This window comes from Tildeniella sp. (assembly GCF_059505325.1).
Genome location: NZ_JCACKI010000011.1, coordinates 62,897 through 82,838, shown reverse-complemented (window position 1 = coordinate 82,838; position 19,942 = coordinate 62,897). Strand labels below are relative to the sequence as shown.

General features: G+C 47.7%; 16 protein-coding genes. 10 read left to right on the top strand and 6 right to left on the bottom strand.

The genetic code is table 11. The features are described from left to right. Positions 1 to 85 precede the first annotated feature (85 nt). The 4 genes from AC5JO6_RS05425 to AC5JO6_RS05410 all read left to right on the top strand — a co-directional run bounded on the left by AC5JO6_RS05425 (position 86) and on the right by AC5JO6_RS05410 (position 5,155). A complete protein-coding gene (locus tag AC5JO6_RS05425; RefSeq protein ID WP_496080028.1) occupies positions 86 to 985 on the top strand; it encodes a phytanoyl-CoA dioxygenase family protein in 900 nt (299 codons plus the stop codon). Between the two features lie 72 nt (positions 986 to 1,057). Then, positions 1,058 to 1,945, top strand: coding sequence for a phytanoyl-CoA dioxygenase family protein (locus AC5JO6_RS05420; protein WP_496080027.1), 888 nt, complete (start codon positions 1,058 to 1,060; stop codon positions 1,943 to 1,945). Between the two features lie 360 nt (positions 1,946 to 2,305). Continuing rightward, positions 2,306 to 3,769, top strand: coding sequence for an APC family permease (locus tag AC5JO6_RS05415; RefSeq protein ID WP_496080026.1), 1,464 nt, complete (start codon positions 2,306 to 2,308; stop codon positions 3,767 to 3,769). A 6-nt stretch (positions 3,770 to 3,775) separates the two neighbouring features. After that, positions 3,776 to 5,155 carry a glutamine synthetase family protein gene (locus AC5JO6_RS05410; protein ID WP_496080025.1) on the top strand — a complete coding sequence of 460 codons (1,380 nt, stop codon included), beginning with the start codon at positions 3,776 to 3,778 and terminating at the stop codon, positions 5,153 to 5,155. A gap of 39 nt (positions 5,156 to 5,194) precedes the next feature. On the opposite strand, the gene AC5JO6_RS05405 is transcribed toward AC5JO6_RS05410, so the two are convergent. After that, positions 5,195 to 5,992, bottom strand: a complete 798-nt coding sequence (locus AC5JO6_RS05405; RefSeq protein ID WP_496080024.1) for a DUF6885 family protein — start codon at positions 5,990 to 5,992, stop codon at positions 5,195 to 5,197. 140 nt (positions 5,993 to 6,132) lie between these two features. Then, the gene (locus tag AC5JO6_RS05400; RefSeq protein WP_496080023.1) at positions 6,133 to 6,420 is read right to left on the bottom strand and encodes a hypothetical protein; all 288 of its coding nucleotides are present in this window, start codon (positions 6,418 to 6,420) and stop codon (positions 6,133 to 6,135) included. A gap of 221 nt (positions 6,421 to 6,641) precedes the next feature. Here AC5JO6_RS05400 and AC5JO6_RS05395 point away from each other — a divergent pair, with 221 nt between their 5' ends. From AC5JO6_RS05395 to crtC, 6 genes are all read left to right on the top strand, one after another. Further along, on the top strand, positions 6,642 to 6,857 hold the full coding sequence (locus AC5JO6_RS05395) for a hypothetical protein (protein WP_496080022.1): 216 nt from the start codon (positions 6,642 to 6,644) through the stop codon (positions 6,855 to 6,857). Positions 6,858 to 6,882: 25 nt separating this feature from the next. Then, positions 6,883 to 7,680, top strand: coding sequence for an MlaE family lipid ABC transporter permease subunit (locus tag AC5JO6_RS05390; RefSeq protein WP_496080021.1), 798 nt, complete (start codon positions 6,883 to 6,885; stop codon positions 7,678 to 7,680). A 157-nt stretch (positions 7,681 to 7,837) separates the two neighbouring features. Further along, entirely contained in the window at positions 7,838 to 11,284 is a 3,447-nt protein-coding gene (locus tag AC5JO6_RS05385) for a GAF domain-containing protein (protein ID WP_496080020.1), read from the top strand. A 427-nt stretch (positions 11,285 to 11,711) separates the two neighbouring features. After that, entirely contained in the window at positions 11,712 to 12,341 is a 630-nt protein-coding gene (locus tag AC5JO6_RS05380; protein ID WP_496080019.1) for a PTPA-CTERM sorting domain-containing protein, read from the top strand. Positions 12,342 to 12,596: 255 nt separating this feature from the next. Next, positions 12,597 to 13,199, top strand: coding sequence for an HpsJ-like protein, cyanoexosortase C-associated (gene hpsJ-C, locus AC5JO6_RS05375; protein WP_496080018.1), 603 nt, complete (start codon positions 12,597 to 12,599; stop codon positions 13,197 to 13,199). 273 nt (positions 13,200 to 13,472) lie between these two features. Continuing rightward, the gene (crtC, locus tag AC5JO6_RS05370) at positions 13,473 to 14,429 is read left to right on the top strand and encodes a cyanoexosortase C (RefSeq protein WP_496080017.1); all 957 of its coding nucleotides are present in this window, start codon (positions 13,473 to 13,475) and stop codon (positions 14,427 to 14,429) included. Positions 14,430 to 14,530: 101 nt separating this feature from the next. Here crtC and AC5JO6_RS05365 read toward each other — a convergent pair whose 3' ends face one another. From AC5JO6_RS05365 to AC5JO6_RS05350, 4 genes are all read right to left on the bottom strand, one after another. Then, on the bottom strand, positions 14,531 to 15,703 hold the full coding sequence (locus AC5JO6_RS05365; protein ID WP_496080055.1) for a glycosyltransferase family 4 protein: 1,173 nt from the start codon (positions 15,701 to 15,703) through the stop codon (positions 14,531 to 14,533). Positions 15,704 to 16,102: 399 nt separating this feature from the next. Then, entirely contained in the window at positions 16,103 to 17,230 is a 1,128-nt protein-coding gene (locus AC5JO6_RS05360; protein ID WP_496080016.1) for a glycosyltransferase family 4 protein, read from the bottom strand. A gap of 127 nt (positions 17,231 to 17,357) precedes the next feature. Continuing rightward, positions 17,358 to 18,497: a glycosyltransferase family 4 protein gene (locus tag AC5JO6_RS05355; RefSeq protein WP_496080015.1), complete on the bottom strand. Its 1,140-nt coding sequence runs from the start codon at positions 18,495 to 18,497 to the stop codon at positions 17,358 to 17,360. A gap of 82 nt (positions 18,498 to 18,579) precedes the next feature. Next, entirely contained in the window at positions 18,580 to 19,479 is a 900-nt protein-coding gene (locus tag AC5JO6_RS05350) for a glycosyltransferase family 2 protein (protein ID WP_496080054.1), read from the bottom strand. Positions 19,480 to 19,942 lie beyond the last annotated feature (463 nt).

Genomic DNA, 19,942 nt, shown 5'->3' with positions numbered 1-19,942 from the left:
TTTGCACTAAGCAGAGTAGCATTGAAACTGTTTCGCATTTTGTTGGGCAGGCTAACGATCCCAAGGATTGGAACTGAGTGGTGCAATGGTTTCTTTAACCTCAGAGCAAATTAATCAATTTCATGAAAATGGGTTTTTAATCATTGAAAACCTTTTGGATGAAACCATAGTTAACCGTCTGGTTGAGCGGGTAGAGCCGCTTTTTGACGGTGAGTTTGAGACAGGGAATTATCCCGATGAGTGGTATTGGAATCCGTCTCTGGGTCTACCGGGCGCGTCAGGGCAAATGAGCAATGTTTGGAAGAGCGATCGCGCCCTCGCCTCTGTCGTTCTGTCCGCCAGAATGGGAGCCATTAGCGCAGAGTTGGCTGGCTGGAGTGGCGCACGGATTTTGAGTGACAGCCTGTGGATGAAGCCCTTTGGCGCGACCGAAACGACGCTGCATCAGGACTCAATGTATTCGTTCTACCATACGCCCCAGCAGTTAGTCACGTGTTGGATTGCCCTCAGCCACGCAGTTCGTGGGGCAAGCACGATCGAGTATGTTCGCGGGTCTCATCGTTGGATGCGCTCCGGTGCCGTGCCAGAGTTTCACGCACCCAGTCGCAGCTATCGCTGGGAAATGGAACAGGCAGCGAAACGGGCAGGCATCGACCAGCCAGAGGTGATGGAACTAGAGCTAAAACCAGGCAGTTGTGCGTTCCATCACGGTCATATGTGGCATGGTTCTGGAAAAAACCTGATGCCTGATGTCGTTCGCCGCAGTCTTGTGATTGTACACATCCCAGCGGAGTCACGCTTTCAACCAACGGGAGCCTACGTACCGGGAGGATACATTGCCGGACGTTATAAGCGCTTTGGGGATGACACGATGGATGAAAGCTTCTTTCCGATCGTCTATCAGCAAGATGGCTATCGCACGCCCTTTTTAGGGAATTATTGTGAGGATGCGCTGGCAGCACAGGCTCCACTGATGATGGTTTAAGAAGTCGGGTATTACAGAGAGTGATGTTTGAGCCAAAGAACATCGCTCACAAACCATTGAGGATTGCCATTGATGAATCATGAGCCAGTGCAGCTAAGTGACGGGCAAATCCATCAGTTTCAAGCAGAAGGGTTTCTGATTCTGGAGAAATTTTTGGATTTAGAACTGATCGATCGCGTGGTCGATCGACTGGATCCCCTCTTTGCGACTCAATTTGAAACAGGTGTTTATCCCGATGAATGGCACGGACGACCAGGGCTAAACCAGCCAACTGCGACCCGACAAATGTGTGGGATGTGGCGGTGCGATCGTACCGTTGCCAGCCTTGCCCTCTCAGCCGAAATTGCTCGCTTGAATGCCACACTTATGGGTTGGAGCGGTGGACGACTGGCAACGGATAGCTGCTGGATCAAGCCTCCCGGTGCGCCAGAAGTGTTGTTCCATCGCAACAACACGGCGTTTACCTGCATCGACCCATCTTCCGTCATCACCTGCTGGATTGCCCTGAGTGATACGACGGGTTCACCAGGCACGTTGGAGATTGTACCTCACTCGCATCAATGGCAGTGCTCTGATCAATTCCGCTTTCTTCATGCGCCAAAAGAGGATTACCGACAGCCTCTTTGGCAAGCGGCAAAAGAGGCAGGGGTTGACCAGCCTGCGCTCTTAGCGGTAGAGATTCCGGCGGGTGGCTGCATTTTTCTACACGGCAATCTGTGGCATGGTTCGGGGAGAAACACTACCGCTGATCAAACTCGCCAGAGTTTCGCCATTACAACCCTTCCAGCCGATGCCCGGTTTCAACCTCCTGGCGTGGGTTCAGGTTACATTTTCAGCCGCTACCGCCGGATCGGTGAAACGGCGATGGATGAAAGTTTCTTTCCCATCCTTTGGACACAAGCAGGCGATCGCACTCCAATGGTCATGGCATACTGCGACGATGCTCTGGTCAGCATCTGATTGTCCTAATGATGACAACCGATCGGAAACAGTTCTCCGTATGGAAGCTTTGAGTTAGTAATGCTTGCTACGAATTTGTTTTTCTAAGTAGCGTAGCTTAAGCGGAAATTCAGTTTTTGATTAGGAACGTCTGCGAGCGCTACTCAAAGAACGTATTTTTTAGCTCAAAGCTCACGTTGTTAAAACTAATCTAAAACGATTCGAGTGCCTTACTGTAGGCGGTCTTAGCATTTTGCTTGAGACCTATCTTGATGCAACTGCGTAGATGTTGTCCATCTCTAAGACGTTAATTCGTAAATGATTAAAACGTCCACGTGCAACCGTTGTGGCTATTGAGTTCTTTGTTCCCTAAGGTTTATTATGTCTACCGACTTAGAGATTAAACCGAGTCTTTCTGGTCTTCGACCCGAATGTCTTTCTTTTCCTGAAGTGATTGCTCAGTCGATCGCCAACATTGCGCCGACGGTAACGCCAACCGTGAATGCAGCGCTCGTGTTTGCCACGGCTGGCGTGGGCACCTGGTTGACCTTTGTCTTTGCCACGATCGGGTTGACCTTTGTTGGCATCAATATCAACCAGTTTGCGCGTCGTTCCGCGTCTCCCGGTTCCCTCTACGCCTACATCACCAGGGGACTTGGACCGATCGCTGGTGTGCTGACGGGTTGGGCACTAATTCTGGCATATCTGCTGACGGCAATGGCTGTTACCTGTGGTTTTGCCAACTACAGTCAGGTCTTGCTGAGTATGGTGGGCATTAGCCCGTCGATCGGGCTAACCATCTTCTTAATTGCCATTTGCGTCGGCTCTGCCTGGTATGTGGGATACAAGGATATTGAGCTTTCGACCGTGGTGATGCTGGCAGTGGAAGCCGCTTCGGTTGGGCTAATCATTATCCTGGCGCTCATTGTGATAGCCAAGAAAGGTACCATCATTGATCCGGCTCAGTTAAGCCTTCAAGGTGCAAGCTCAGGCGGAATCGTGACCGGACTGGTGCTGGCAGTCTTTAGCTATGTTGGGTTTGAAAGCGCCACAACGCTGGGTGATGAGGCGAAAAACCCGTTGAGGAGTATTCCCCGTGCAGTCATCATCAGTACAGTCATTTCGGGGCTTTTCTTCATCGTTCTTTCCTACATTGAAGTGCTTGGTTTTCAAGGTGCCCCTGTCGCCTTTAACAAGAGCGAGGCACCGTTGAACGATTTGGCGAAGTTTGCAGGCGTTACCTTTTTTGGAGCGTTGATTTCACTTGGCGCAATGGTCAGTCTCTTTGCTTGCGCCCTTGCCAGCTTAAATGCGGGCGCGCGAATTTTCTTCTCAATGGGGCGGCATGGAATTTTCCATAATCTTGTCGGTCAGGCACACGGTCGGAATGAGACTCCGCACATTGCCATTACGATCACGGCGGTGCTTACGTTTCTGGCTCCTGTACTGGCAATTTCAAGCGGTGTCAAGGTGCTGGAAGGATATGGCTACTTTGGCACCATTGCAACCTATGGGTTTCTGGTTGCTTATATTTTGATCTCGATCGCAGCTCCGGTTTATCTATATCGTGAGCATCAACTGCGCTGGAGTGATGTTTTGTTTGCGGTTTTGGGCGTGGGCTTTATGGTTATCCCCGTCCTTGGCAGTATTGGGCTTCCCGGTAGCGACCTGTTTCCCACACCCGCTGCACCCTTCAACGCCTTTCCCTACTGGTTCTTCCTCTACATGGCGATCGGGGCAGGCTGGTTCCTCTTTCTGCGGTTCCGTTCGCCTGAGATTATCCAAGAGATGGAAAACGATATTGAAGCTACACATACACGCTTCAGCGACATGAAAAAGGTTTAGCGACTCATGGTAACGGAATTTGTTTCATCTAATTTAACGAGCAACGGGGCAGAGCAGGCAGCATCCGATCGCATTGACCAATTCATGTCCACTCTTAAGGAGTGGGAGATTGAATATGTACGGTTTGAGTTGCCTGATCTGCACGGGATCTCCCGCTCAAAAGTGGTTCCCATTGATAAGGTGGAAAACTACACCCGCAAGGGTTTGAACTTCTACGGCGGTACGCTGGCGCTTGATACGGCTTCAATGGTCGTTTCGGGAGCGGGACTGCATGAGGAGCGGAAATACCGCGATCACATGTTGATACCTGACCTCGATACGCTGACCCCTGTGCCGTGGCTCGATCGCACCGCTAAAGTCATTTGCGATCCGCAGTGGAGTTCCAACGATCCGCTAACTGTTGCACCACGCTATGTCCTCAAGGCACTGCTGCACAAAGCCGCTGCGATGGGTTTTGACGTGATGATGGGACACGAATTTGAGTTCTATCTGTTGCACGGCGAAACACAAGAACCGTTGTTCGGTGGGCTACACATCTTTAATCAAATTCGCAATCAATATGTGCCCGAACTGGATCAACTCCTAGACTACCTGCGCGGTTCTGGCGTGGATGTGATTACGAGCAACTGTGAGTACGCACCCTCGCAGTTTGAGATCAATTTTGGTCCGGGTATCGGTCTTCGCGGTGCCGACAAAGCGTTTACGTTCAAGAATGCGGTGAAGGAAATTGCTCATCGCATGGGCTACCTGGCAACCTTTATGTCCAAGCCGTTTGCCGATCGCGCGGGATGTTGCTGCCATTTTCACATCAGCTTGCTCGATCGCAACACAGGCAAGAATATCTGTGTGGATCAGGACGATCCCGATGGTTTATCCACCACGTTCAAATCTTTCATTCAGGGTATTCTCACCCATACTCCGGCGATGTTTCCGCTCATTGGTCCCACGCCAAACTGCTACCGTCGCCTCAAGCCTCACACCTTCGCGCCGTCCAACATTAGCTGGGGTATCGAAGACCGATCGGCAATGGTGCGCGTCAAAGCTACCCATGATGAAGACACTCATCTCGAAATGCGGGCAGCATCGGGACTGAGCAATCCCTACCTCACCGCAGCGGCAACCCTGGCTGCTGGCTTGCTGGGGATCCAGCATCAGTACGCCTTGCAGCCCCCAGTCGAGGGACCGAGTGAAGACAATCCCACGCTACCCAAGTTTCCTCAAACCCTGGAAGCAGCACTGGAGGCATTGGCGGCAGATGAGGAACTGCGATCGCTCTTAGGCGAAGAGTTTGTCCATCTATTCACAACCGTCAAGCAATTTGAACTTGCCCGCTTCCACGACCACATCACGGAATGGGAACGGCAAGAGTATATGGAGATTTATTAGGGAGTAGGGAGTAGGAAGTAGGGAGTAGAAAGTAGAGGTTTAAGGACTGCCGTTGTCCCAAGCCTCAATGTGGAAACCTGCGGCTTGCGCGTGTTGCTCTATCTGTTCTCTATCGTGAGTGGCAATAAATAGAAGGATGCCGCCACCATAACCATCGTCTCGGTTGAGAGCCTGGGCGATCGCATCTGCCGATTGAAGGTGATAGCCCTGCCAGCCAAACATCGGATAGGTATCACAGACGATTACCAGGGAGCGCGTTTGACCCGCGACGGTGCCTGCCAGCGCCATAAAATGACCAACATTCCAATCGGCAGGTGGTGGTGATATTGATCCACCCTTTAGATAAGCGATCGCGTCCTTCACGCTTAGATGAGAACCCCATAGATGTCCCGTTCGTACATTGCACAAGGGAACCGCATTCCAAGCGGGATGCTTTTGGCACAGTTCTAGAACAGCAGCGACTTTCTCTGCTGACCATTCTGTCTGTAGGGGCAGGAGTGTGTGACTATGCTCAGACATTGCAACAGCCGTCATTAACCCCTGCGCGGACGTTCCCGCGTCTTCAGGACGCAGAGCAGTGGGAAGTGGCAGTTCATAGTCCTGTTTTGAAGCTGCGCCTTGAGGCAACCAGGTGATGGGATCGCCTGTAGGGAGAACAGAACCTGCTAACTGAGCCATGTACTCTGAAGTGAGATGATGGAAGCCACGCGATCGCAACAACAGTGCTGCCCAATACGGTCCGCAAAGATTATCCGGCTGTTGACCTGCACACTGATGTTCCCCGACAATCTGAAGCATTCCCGGCAATAGCTGTATCGAGATGTCCTGCTTTACCATCTGTCTTCTTTCTTCCTCAGCTTAGTCGAGACCTGAACTATCAGGTTCTATCCGTCTCAACGGCTGGGCGCTCATCGCACAAGCGTCTACGTCTTACCCAGCCAACAGGCAGACCGCTAACTCTGTTTATTAATCGGTTGCTAACTATCGCGCAAATTTTGGTGCCGATAAAAGGCGTAGGCATCAAACAGTGCGCCGACCAACCCGCAGGTCAGCCCAATGACCAACGTTCCCTGAAGTGAGTCGCCGCTCCCAAAGACTGCTAGAAACTGTAAGAGCTTTGCGGCTCCAACTTGCGCGATCGCCGCAACGACGGGCACTTGTTCGATCGCCGACAGCAACGCCAGCAGAATGCCGATCAGCACAATGGGAGAGGCAAAGCTAAACGTGCTGGTCAACAGCAGGGAACGAATAAACGCGGGTGACATGAGCATAGGAGTAAGATGCTGGTTCATCCAGTTAGGCGACTTGAGGCGATGCGAGTTCATCTCTACCATAGGAGCGATCGTCTCGATCACCAGGAGATGTGAGAAATCTTAAATCAAGCTTAAATATCTTGTTGAAGCTCTGTGAACAATTCCAAGAAAATCAAGACATGCGGTTTGTGTGGTAAAGAGACATTCGTCGCAGGGCACAGACCAAAGGCTGATTGGGACGGAGGTGCGATCGCGCCCGTCAGCGAGTCGATGGCTCGTCAGTTGTCTCACAAAATCTGAGAGCCGTGTGCAAAGCTACTCATGCCGCACTCCCTGAAACGATCGTCGCTTGTCTGTTGAAGGGTTGGGTGTGGGCAAAGGCACTCGATCGGAAGCGGATCTATGCTTGTCTTGCTGACGACCTCAAAGCAATCCGCTATTCTTGCTAAGGTGATTGTTTCATGTTGTATTACCGTGAGTGAAAAGCCACTGACTTCTAGCTTGAGCCTGTGGGGTCAGCGCCTAATAGCAGCGATCCTACTGGGTGGACAGGTGATGGTGCATTTACTGGCAGGTAAAATCCATCGCCGCAATACGCTTGAGCAAATGGCAGCCGTAGGACCAGAGTCACTACTGATCGCCTTGCTGACTTCCACTTTCATTGGGATGGTCTTTACCATTCAGGTCTCTAGAGAGTTCATTAACTTCGGTGCAAGTAGCGCAGTCGGTGGAGTTCTAGCCATCTCTCTTACTCGTGAAATGGCTCCCGTGTTAACAGCGGTCATTCTGGCAGGGCGTGTGGGGTCTGCCTTTGCAGCCGAACTGGGCACAATGCGTGTGACCGAACAAATCGATGCGCTCTACATGTTGAAAACCGATCCGATCGACTATTTGGTGATCCCCAGGGTCATTGCTTGCTGCCTGATGCTGCCGATTTTAACTGTCCTCTCACTATTAACTGGCATGATTGGCGGCATGATTATCGCCAGTAGCCTCTATAGCATTCCCCATAAAGTGTTTATCGATTCTGCCCGTAACTTTTTAAGCGTGTGGGATCTATGCGGCGCACCGATCAAAGCCGTTTTCTTTGGAGCGCTGATTGCCATCATCGGCTCTAGCTGGGGATTGACGACCACTGGCGGTGCTAAGGGCGTTGGGCAATCGACAACAACCGCTGTTGTAACTTCGCTGCTTGCTATCTTTATTTCTAATTTTTTCCTATCGTGGCTTATGTTTCAGGGGTTGGGCGGTGCTTTAGGGCAGGGGCTATAAGTGAGACGTACCTTTGACAGCATGAAAATCAAGCTTTGAACGAGGATTTTATCACTAAGCTAGAGCTAGATGGGTTTAGGAAGTAGTGTTTCAACTCAATGGATACTGTGGCACTCTTGCTATAGGTGTAATAGCTTTATGTCTTCTCTAGATAAAGATGATTGCTGATCAGTTTAGAACACCTGCACAAATTTTAGAGGGAGTTTCGGCGATCGCCCTGCAAATCCAACAGTCTGTAGTGTTAGAAGACATCCTACAGACGGCGTTGGACTCCACTCGAGCGCTACTGCAAACCGATCGCTTGTTGTTGTATCGCTTTCTCCCTGATGGCGGTGAGAGCGTCGCGGTTGAGTCAGTGGGCAGTGAGTGGGCACCGCTCTTAGGACAGCGGCTGGATGATCCATCTGTTACCGCTCCGTGGGTTGAGCATTACCAGCAAGGTTACACGAAGGCGATCGACGATTTTAGCGCTAACAGTAATGATTCCAGCTCTACAGGGCGCTTGACTCGACTGCATCGAGCATCCCTCGTTGTACCACTTTTCGTTCAGGGCGCTTTATGGGGCTTGTTGATTGCGTATCACTGTCAGAATGCACATGCGTGGCAGCCGCTGGAGGTGCAATGTTTGCAAATGGTTGCTATGCAGCTCGGCGTAGCGATTCAGCTCGGCGGTACGCTTCAAGAACAGCTCATTGGCGCGATCGCAGCCAAACTGCCAGGTGCAATCTATCGAGCAGTGTATAGCCCAGAGGGCGAGCTTTCTAGCCTTTTCCTAAGTGAAGCGTACCGTAGACTGCTGGGGCGCGACCCACAGGCGCTCATGGCGCACCCGGAACACGCACTCGAACTTGTCCATCCTGACGATCGCAGACGTTTCTTTGAGGCGATCAAAGCTGCTTCAGAAACCCTGGGAATGGATTCTTTAGAATATCGTCTCATGACGGCTGCTGGAGAAGCTTTATGGGTCAGGGATGATGCTCAGTTCTCCAGGGGTGAACACGGGGAGTTGATTATCGATGGCATGCACCTCGATATCAGCGATCGCAAGCGATCGGAAGCCGCACTGCTGGAAAGCGAAGCTAGCAAGAGTGCTCTGCTCAGTGCGCTACCCGATTTAATCATGCGGGTTGATGGGACTGGGCATTATTTAGAATTTCTTGCCACACCAACCTTTAGAGTAGTCGGCAAAACGGTTGACTTCGTTGGTATGAGCGTTTACGACAGTCTGCCGTTTGATGTCGCTCAACTGCGCATGGATGCCATCACTACAGCACTACAAACTCGTGCCATTCAGTTCTATGAGCAAGCACTTTTGATTGATGGCGAACTCCAGACAGAGGAAGTCAGAGTGGTGCCGTACCGAGAGCATGAAGTCCTGCTGCTCGTCCGCAATATCACCGATCGCAAACAGGCTGAAGCCGCCCTACGTGAGAGTGAAGAACGCTCCCGTCTTGCTTTTGAAGCGGCTCATATGGGCAGTTGGGACTGGAACATGATCACCAACAAAATGGTTTGGTCTGCAAGCTTGGAACGGCTGATGGGTATACAGCCAGGCAGCTTCGATGGACAGTTTGAAACCGTGATCGCGATGATTCACCCCGACGATCGCAGGCGCGTTGTTGATGCCATGACCCGTAGCGTGAAGCAAGGTGAAGCCTATGAGCTTGAGTTTCGCTTTGTGCGACCTGATGGCACTATTCGTTGGTCAGCAACAAAAGGTAACGTGCTACGGGATGCTTCCGGTGCACTCGTGCGAATGCTGGGAGTGAATGTAGATATCACCGATCGCAAACAGGCTGAGCTTGGACTACAGGAGCGTGTAGAACGAGAGCAGGCAATCAGCCGCGTCGTACAGACTATTCGCCAATCTCTGAATTTATGCACGATTCTAACCGCCGCTGCTACCGAAATTGCTCAACTCCTAAACGTCGATCAAGCCGCCGTAGTGCAGTATTTGCCAGAGCGCCACTGCTGGCTCTACGTTGCCAGCTATCGACGGAAAGCCAATCTGTTCGATGATCTTGGGCTAGAAATTTCCGACGAGGGGAATCCCTTTGCAGCGCAACTGAAGCGCCGAGAGATTATTAAAGTAACCGATGCGGCGGCTATTGACAGTCATAGTAACCAAAACTTTGCTCGAAAGCTACCGGGAGCATGGCTATTGGTGCCAGTCATCGTGGGTGATACGGTCTGGGGGAGCTTTAGTCTACGTTCAAGCCAACCGATCGCGTGTTGGCAAGATGAGCAAGTAGAACTTGTCCAGGCTGTAGCGGATCAACTCGCGATCGCCATCCAACAAGCAGCGCTCTACCAACAGGTGCAAACCCTCAATACTGATTTAGAACGACAGGTGCAGGAACGTACTGCCCAGCTGCAAAAGGCGTTAAAGTTTGAAGCACTGCTTAAACGCATCACCGATCACGTCCGCGATAGCCTGGACGAAACGCAAATCTTGCAGACAGCGGTGCAGGCACTGGCGATCGATCTAGCGATCGATTGCTGTGATGCCGCTCTTTACGATATGGAACGCCGTACCTCGACCATCTGTTACGAACATATCCGAGAGCGGGTATCAACTGGTGTCGGTGTTACAGTCCCGTTCGACCGGAATCCTGACCTTTATGACCAGGTTTTACGTGGACAGTCCGTGCATTGCTGTGTAACCTCGTTAACAGCAGACCCCTGCCGAAATATCAAACATATTTCAACCATTTTGATCTGTCCCCTAATGGATGAAAGCGGTGTTTTAGGAGACATGTGGTTGTTCAAGCCACAGCACACCTCTTTTGAAGAACTAGAAATCCGGCTGGTGCAGCAGGTTGCCAATCAATGCGCGATCGCGCTGCGTCAGTCTCGACTCTATCAAGCCGCTCAGTCTCAGGTAGAAGAGCTAGAGCGATTGAACCAATTGAAAGACGACTTTCTGAGTACCGTTTCCCATGAACTGCGGACACCCATGTCCAATATCAAAATGGCAACCCAAATGCTGGAAATTGGCTTAAAGCCATTGGGTGTCTTTGATGATGAAGCAAACCCCATCAACCGCTATTTCAACATTCTACGTGAGGAAGGACAGCGAGAAATTAGGCTGATTAATGACCTCCTCGATCTGGCTCGTCTTGATGCAGGCGTTGAACCGCTCACGCTCACCTCGATCGCGCTCACCCCCTTTCTTGCTCACCTTGCCGAACCCTTTCTTGAGCGCACTCACAAACAACAGCAGCAATTGCTCATCGAGGTACCTGAAACATTACCATCGCTCATCACCGATCGTGCTTACCTGGAGCGCATTCTGACTGAGCTGCTGCAAAATGCCTGCAAGTACTCTCCGGCTGGGGAAACCATCACTCTAGCAGCGCACGCCACTGCAACCATCACAACTATTCACGTCACTAATTCTGGCGTGACCATTCCAGCCGTTGAGTGCGATCGCATTTTTGATAAGTTCTACCGCATTCCCAACAATGACCCCTGGAAATATGGCGGTACAGGGCTTGGCTTAACGCTGGTACAAAAACTTACCGAACGCTTAGGGGCAACCATCCACTTCACCAGTAGCGACAATCAAACCACCGTCACTCTAGAGTTTTTGAACAGTGTTTGAAAGGGCTTCTAACACTGGTCTTGCCCCTATCAAGACAAACCTTGCGCCCCTAATTCTCAAACGTAGCTTCATAAACGCAGAATTATCTGTGAAGTTCCTGTAAAACGTCTAAATACTGGACTCTATGTTAGATACTTTTCGGTCTACTAGTGAATAAGTGAGATAGTGCTGAAGTGCAGATACTCCCAGCGTTACTTTCCCTCTTTACAAGGCTAAACCGTCTACCGATGGTGCATTACCAGGCTATCGAACCAATTTTTTAGTCGGACTGACAAAGCAACAGGTCAATAATGTCATCCGCTTTCTACAAGTGATTCATTCATTCGCCTGAGGCTTTGAGGTCTACATTCGCTAAACTCCGGTAGCCTACCAGGTTCAGTTGAAACAACATTAAACCGAACACAGCACAATTAGGTAGGTTCAAGCAATGAATTTCAAATCCATCGTCTTTAAGGCAACGGTTGCTGCTGCTGCTGTAGCAGGTTCAACTCTAGGTGCAGCGTCTGTACAGGCTGCCAGCGTGAGCAGTAACCTTAACTTTACCGGTAGTGTGAGCATCACACAAACGGGAACTGCCTTTAACTTTGACTTCCTCCCAAATCCTGGCTTCGCTTTCGGAGCCGCTGACGGTGACATTGAAATCGGAGCTAATTCCGGTCTGTTTGCAGAGGCGGTAGGTGGAGCCAAGATTAAAGATGTCTCTACTGACCAAAGCACGCTTCTGCCCAATTTCATCACTGGCTTGCTTTACGACGGGGACAATGTCACCTTCTCGCTCACTAAGGTTACTGCCTCTGTGGCAGGAGTTTTTTCCAGCACCGGATTTAACTTTTTTACCTTTGACGGCTTCTTTACGGATGGGTCAGGTATTGTGCTTGGCAACGGCGCGGTTTCTGCTCAGTTCGCTCAACCGACTGTGAGTGGTACTACCACCTTTTCGGGTAGTATCACGCCTGTTCCCACGCCTGCTCTGCTGCCAGGGTTAATTGCACTGGGTGTAGGGGTTCTCCGCAAGCGGAGGGTTGCAGCAGCTGAGAAAGCTGAGTTAAACACTTAGTGTCTAGCATGCCCGTCTCCCCAAGCTAAGGGGAGTTGCAGTATCTGTTTTAGGGGCATCTCACTAAAGGTGCCCTTTTTAGTTGAGCCTGGGGGTTACAGCCGCGTACAACGTTAGGAAGTATGGCTTTAGACGAGGACAGGACAAGATTCTCCGCTTTAGTTTGAAGTCCGTGTATAGTTCCCTGATGTGTCTGTGAAAATGTGGAAAGAGTAGTTGTCTGCCAAATTCTTCCGTTCATAGCAATTAATTACTATGGCTACTACCTCTGCTCCAAACAATCTTGCTCCTTCTTACTCTGGTAGAGCGCTCTGCCGTATTGTTGGCATTGCCTGCTTGGCTGGGTTTATCATCGATGTGCTGATTCTGGCGTTGCCGCCTAGCTTGGGCAGCGCAGAGTGGCGCATCGGTTTTTTACAACAGGTGAGCGATCGCAGCATCATTTTGCTTTTTGGTGCTGCACTCACCCTTTACGGTAGTTTAGAAGCTCGTGCTTTGCGTAAGCAACTGGGTACCGTTTGTTTAGCGATCGGAGTTGCCTACCTGCTCTCTTGTGTTCTGGTCATCCGTGATGGCTTGACGCTGAATGATCTGGCTGTCAAAAACATTACAACTCAGGCTACTCAGGTTCAAACTCAAATTGAGAAGGCAAAGAACGATCCGAAAGCCGCACCAAATATTACACCAGAGCAATTACAACAAGCGGCTCAAACCGTTGATACCAGAGCTATATCACTCAAGCAAAACGCTAAGACTGGTATTTTGAAAACGGCGATCGCGATCGTCGGCAATTTAGTAGTAATTGGCGTTGCACTGATTAGCCTTGGTCGGTATGGTATGCGATCGCGTAAAAGTTAATTGCGGTAAGAGCTAATTGTAACGAAATAGCAGAGAATACGAGCCAAGATGCTCACTACTTTCCGCACTCGAACTGAGAGTCAATTTGTAGTCCCATTTTTCTTAGTGACTTGCTAGCTGGGCTTTTAGCTTCCAATCTAGTTGGGATGTGACGGTTAAAGCCTCTCAAAAAATCGTTGAATTGAATTGTGCTCGTGACGCTATTTTCGTAGTAGCGTCAATACCCGCCAGTGGAAAGCATTCGCATGAGTTGAGACTTTACCAGTTTATAAAATGTCTATGAAGTTTATGAAGCCTCAAAAAAATAGGCAGGCACTAATACATCAAGCTCAAAACGGTTTTGATTGGACGGCATGTTTGCTGCGTGAGAAGCTCAAAACCAATCATGGGCGCATCATCTTGGTGGGATTAGCTGTGGGACTATACTACTTTCTAATCTGGTCTACAGATTTGATTGTTCGGGGTTCACGTGGCTCCCTTGGGTTATTTCTTATTAGTGGCATGGTCTTCCTGGCGTTTCAGAACCTGTGGGGACAGCGAAAAGAACTAAGCAAAATGACAGCATCTGAGGAGGATCAGTTACTAGGACACCTTCTGATTTTAGCTGGCTTTGCAGTTTTCCCTTTCTGCAGGTTTGCTCTTTGGTCTCAAGGGTTAGCTTGGTTAATTGTTCTCACTGGGATCGTTTGTAGTACATGGGGAGCTACCTTCTTCAATCGCTATAAATTAGCAACACTTCTGGTTGCCTTGAGCGTTTACCCTCGACCGGGAGACACTACTACAATCATCTGGCAAACGTTTATGCCCAATCAATGGCTAGAAAAACTGATGGCATGGGGCGGAACCATTGGATTACAGGCAATTGGTCAACCAGCAACAGTAAGCGAAACAATTATTTTCCTAGAGCATGGAGCCGTTGAGGTTAATTTCGGCTGCAGTGGCTTTCACATGGCGGTCTCAGTTGCAATCATGGGTGCTTTGTTTGGACTATTTCTGAAACAGCGACTGTATAAAATTATTCTTTTAACTATCACTGGAGTTTTCCTCTCGCTACTGTTCAACGTTCCACGTATTATGTTGATGGCGATCGCATCAGTATATTGGGGAAGCTACTGGTTTCACTTCTGGCACAGTTCTTGGGGATCTCAGATTTTTGTTGGCGCTTTGTTTACAGTTTATTACTACATTCTTATGGCAGCTTTAAAGCAACCTGCAAAAGCAAAGCCTTAGCTCAGCTTGTGCCAATAACGCTGTCTAACAAAGCAGATTGAAGCAGTTTAACTAAACCCAGTCAACTATACTACTCAAGCAAATATGGTGTCGATTATGCTTCAACAGCTAGCACGTCTTCGAGTCAACTCATAAATCTCCATTAACCTGTGGTAATTCCGATTCATCGTATAGTTTGCTTCAAACTCTGCTCGTGCTTCGTGACGCATCTGTTTATATTCAAGTGGGTGCGTTAAAAGCCATTCAATTTGAGCAGCCAAGTCCGCCGGATTGCCTGGACAGAACTTAAGACCAGTACGTTTATGATCAATTAGTTCAGCGATCGCTCCAATGTCAGCACCGATAACAGGTGTACCTTTTGCAAACGCTTCTACTGCAACTCGACCAAACGTTTCATACCACTCTGATGGGAAGACCAGAAATTTTGCCTCTCCCATTAATTCATACGTATCTTGAATAGATTTGCGACCTAACCAGGTAATATGAGGCATGTTGCTGGTCTCATCTGCCAGTCTTTGAGCCAAGGGTCCCTCTCCGACTATTTTTAGAGGGGTTTTTATTTTCATTTGCTTCCAGGCTTTCACCAGGGTATCTAAACCTTTTTCGACTGATAGTCTTCCTACATAAAGAGCATAGCCGCCCTGTCCACTACCTGCGCCGGGATCAGGATCAACAAAGTTGGGTTTAACTAAAATTCTCTCTTCTGGTAGTCCCCCCTCGATAAACTTTTGACGAGCAAATTCGCTCAAGGCAATGTAAGTGTCTACCATTTCTGCCCAAGTACCAACTGTCCGGTGAATCGATAGCATCGCAGCTACAGCTGCGGTAGCCATTCGACTCTCCTTGTAGCAGCCATGTAGCACACCAGGTAAAGGTAAAAACTTACCCAAACAATCCTCACAAACTTTTCCCTGTCGAAAAAAGAGAGCATTGGGGCAGAGCAAGCGGTAGTTACGAAGCGTCTGAACAACAGGTACGCCTACTTCTTTTGCTGCATAGTAAACAGAAGGGGAAATCAGGGGGAAAAAGTTTTGAACGTGAACAATGTCCTGAGGTTGATGATTGAGTTTTTCTTTGAGAATGCGGTATGACTCTATAGACCAGGTTGTTTTCAGAGCCATTTGGATTGAATTGATAGTTGCAATTCTTTGGTTATCCTCTTCATAAATCCCTACCTGATGTCCCATCTTTTGTAGCATACGCTCTTCTACACGGCGAGACTCATCTTCTCCACCGTAGAGCAGGTAACAATTATGTACGCTGAGAATGCTCATCTTAGTATGCAGGAGATCTTTGATCATATTTTTTGCTAATTTTCTAAAACGAGCACTTTGATTAATTGCCTCAACACGATGGCAGAGCTTGAGCAAGGCTCTCAAGCTCTGCCATCTTCAATAAAATTTGTAGAGAGGCTCAAATGCTTTTTACTTGCAACAACCAGAGTTTTAAGGAAAGAAGCTTAGTCGTCATTATCTTTGCTTTGAATGGGCAATGACAACTTACTATATTCCACCTAATTGATTGTCATAAGATCATCAGTAAAAAATAGCTGTCTATTTTTTAAATCAGTGTTTGATGCGGATGCGAAAATGCCAACTCAGATTCTCTCACAGGTTGGTCGTCAACTTGCTACCGCCCAGTCCTATGCTGAAAATACAGAATAGTTGATCAGTTCATGATTTTAGAGACAAATTCGAGACTTTTTCATACAGTTTGAGATATTGCTGAGCAGTGTGTGCTCTCGAAAAGAGATCTTCCTTGGGGTGCTGATTGCAAGGAAGTTTTAAAGATTGAGCAATTGCTTCCACTAGATTTTTGATCGGGTCTAGTTGCAAATCAAAAAACACGCAATTCAAAGAGGCAACCTCTCGAAAAATCGGAATATCAGAGCAAACAACTCTGCAACCAAAATAACGTGCTTCTGCTAAAGGAATGCAAAATCCCTCGGTTGAAGAGGGTGCAACAAACACATTACAGTGCTGATATAGCCAGTGTAATTCATGATCAGAAATCGATGAGAGCATCAAAACACGTTCTTGTAACCCTAGTGAATTAATCTGCTTATACAATGTATTGGTCTCAGGACCAGGGCTGCCTACCAAGATTAGTCGAGTTGAGGCACTAAGAATTCGTGCTTGAAGTAGTTGATTATAGGCTTCTAGCAATAAATCAATGTTTTTGTTCTTCCGGTGCTGGGCAACCCAAAGCAAAAAAGGAAACTCTGGCTGATTACCAAGTTGACTTGGAGCAACTGAGCGAGTATTACTAAAATCTACAGAGTTATAAATGACATCAGTCGGTTTATCAAGGCTTGAAAAATAGAGTTTGAGCTCTTTCAAGGTAACTTGAGAGACGCAACTGATTCCATGGCTATTAAGGACACATAGCCTTAAAAATAACTGATTAAACCAAACATACGGGTATCCAAAATTCTCTGGGCATTCAAAAGGGTAAAGGTCGTGAATGGTAGAAATAATAGGTACAGAAAACAGTGTGCGGATAAACGGAAAGGGAAATGACATATGCACAATATCTGGCTGAAGTTGATTAGACAACTTGGGCAGCTTGAGTAGAAACCAGAGGTTTCTAGAAGTTGAGTTATTTTCAATATCTACATTAATTAGCTTTATTTTTTCAGACGAAAATAGGTCCTTAAAGTAGTGCGTTTGCCATTTACCAACTATTAAAGTCACTTGTCTGACGGAAATAGTTTCAGCTAAACATTGGGCAAGATTAGCTGCATAACGACACACACCTGTTGGCTGAGAAGGTCTGTGCAATGCGGGAATCAAGACGTGCATATAAAACTTGTTTCTGTAGTAGACTCAGGCAGAAATTATGATCATTTTAACAATTAGAAATAACTGTCGAAGTTCTGTTACAGCTTTCAAAGAGGATTGATTAGAAGCAACATATTTCCCTCTTCCCTTACTGATCTTCTATAGCGAATAAAGCTACTTCAGTAAGAAACTTTGCGGCGGTTTCGGGAGTATGCTGAGCAATCACTTGCTTAGATTTTTCACCCATAGTGGTAATCAAATCAGGATGTTCGATAATATGACGCATAGTTTTAGCAAGATCCTCAGGCTGGTTTGGATCAAAAAGGTACCCATTCTCTCCATGTGAAATCATTTCTGAGGCTCCTGCCCATTTAGAGCAGAGAACTGGTTTACTAAACACCATGGATTCTAGAACGACCATTCCCCATGTATCTTCTAATGTAGGTAAAACAAAGACATCAGCATTACGAAAATAATTTCCAATCTTACCATAATCTACCCATCCAATCCAATCCACAGGTAGATTATGCTGCTGGCTGAATGCTTTGAGTTCTTCTTCCATGGAACCCTGACCAATAACTTGTAAACCGTAATTTCGGTAGCCCCACGACTGTAGAATCACACATGCTTGCAGCAGTAGGCTCAGTCCTTTGCGCTGAATTAGTTGTCCAACAAATAGAAAAACTGGTCGCTGAGACTGGCGTGGCATAGATTCAGAATCGGGCAAAACCTTTAACAATGCGGTTGAATCAGGAACTTCATACGGTTGCTGAAATACACAGTTCTCTTTAGCCTTCAGAATCCTAGTTAAATAAGATCTTCCAGCTTGGGTATTAGTAATACAAGCATTTGATAAGCTAATCATTATACGCCGTAGCCATATGCGAAATGGAGAATCTAGACAGTCTATATTGGGACTGCTGCCGTCATAAACAATTACAATCCGCCATCTACACAGAGGTTTTAGGAGCACGATAAAGAGTGTCCAGATAGAGAAACCCATCGTAAATATTACCTGTGGCCTGAAGCGAAGCAAATAGATGATAATTTTTGGAGAAACATAGGATACGCCACGGCTGTAGCCATCCGTCACTTTAGTTTCTAAAAACTTTGTTTTCCCAACGACTTGAATAGAAAAAGTGTTTTCAAATCCCGGAGAAAATCCTGTCCAAAGCCCTGTATAGATAACGGTTTTCCTGAAGGTTGTAGTGAATCTACTGAAAACAGGATGCCAATAATTGCCTGTTCGAAGCGAAGGAAAAACCCAGGCAATGCGAAGATCACTCATATAGGTTCCTGGAGTATATCTTGAGAGTGCTGAAATTAACCGGTAGTTAGATGTAACGTTGAACTCACTAATCTCGAACGTTCTAAGCCGCTACCGCTTTTAGTTTATTAAGGGCAAGTGACCAGATTATTCTTCTATATGGTGACAACCAATAGATGTACCAAAATGGTCCACCGTGCCGTTGAGCAAAAACTTTCCATTCTTCTAACGAATAGAGAACAGCATCTTCGGCTAACAGACCTTTGGGTTGCGTTAGCTTCTGCAATTGCTGACTTGGGGATAGATTTTTATACTTCTTTTCATTTCCCAATCCATTGTTAGAACAGGTCCCGATGTAGTGTGGAGCAATCCAAAGGGTACAGCACTGTTGCCGAGACCTCAGACCATAATCATAGTCAGCCAGGTAATGTCTAAAGATTGGATCTACGTTACCCACCCTTTTAGCAACCTCATGAGGAATTAATACACAGTTGCCATTCATGGTTTGACACTGTTGTGAAACTTCCATTGGTTTTACAAGCGAAAAGTTGAGAGGACGAAACCAAGCAGTGCAGCGTAAACCTCCATAGGTTAGTTCATTGCTCTCTGGGTCTTGTGTAGATCCGATGATGAGCGCATGATGCTCACCCTGCTTATCTAACTCATTCCAGGTGTGAAGCAATGTATCCAGTGCTTGTGGATAGAGGATAGTGTCGTCATTTAGCCACAAGTAGAAGTCATGCTCATGCTCAAGCGCTTCTGCAAATGCTCGATGCATGCCGCCTGTCCAGAATAAGCTTCCGCTACCCTTAAGTAGGCAAACTTGGGGATAGCTCTGGCGCACTGCCTGAAAAGTACCATCAGTACTACCATCATCCACCAAGTAAATGCTGAGAGCGAGATTTGTTGGAGACTGTTGTTTGTACAAAGCGGACAAGCAAGCTAAAGTCTTTTCCCTCCGGTTATGACACGTCATGAGGACTGCAAGACGATGACTTCCCATAATTAACAAATTGGGGTTGAGTTGATACAAGTAGTGCAGTAACAGGAATAAATCTATGACTGCTTACATTTCGTTATTCCTTCTAAAGCTCCACTATCAGGAGAAATGAAAAGCCCTACAGTCATTCTTCACTATTTCTTCACAACTAGTCGTTCGTCCGAAATGCTTTCGCACAGTGGAACTGTTGAACAAGGCAAAAGTTTGCTAGTTTGCTACAAAAGATCTCGGAGGTTAGTGCGAACTGCCTTGTGGGTAAACCAACTATAGTGGTTCGCTTATAGACTCGACGAACGTGTTGGTTCACATAGGTGTATTGGGATAAGTGATGTCCTTGGGCTTCTAGAGATAGCCCAAACAAAGCATTGAGTCTGCTTTTCGATACATCTTAAGTATTAAGGAAAGAAATTTGTAGTAAGCTCTTGAGTGTGAATGGCGAGCCTTCCTATAATTGTCAATCCAAATT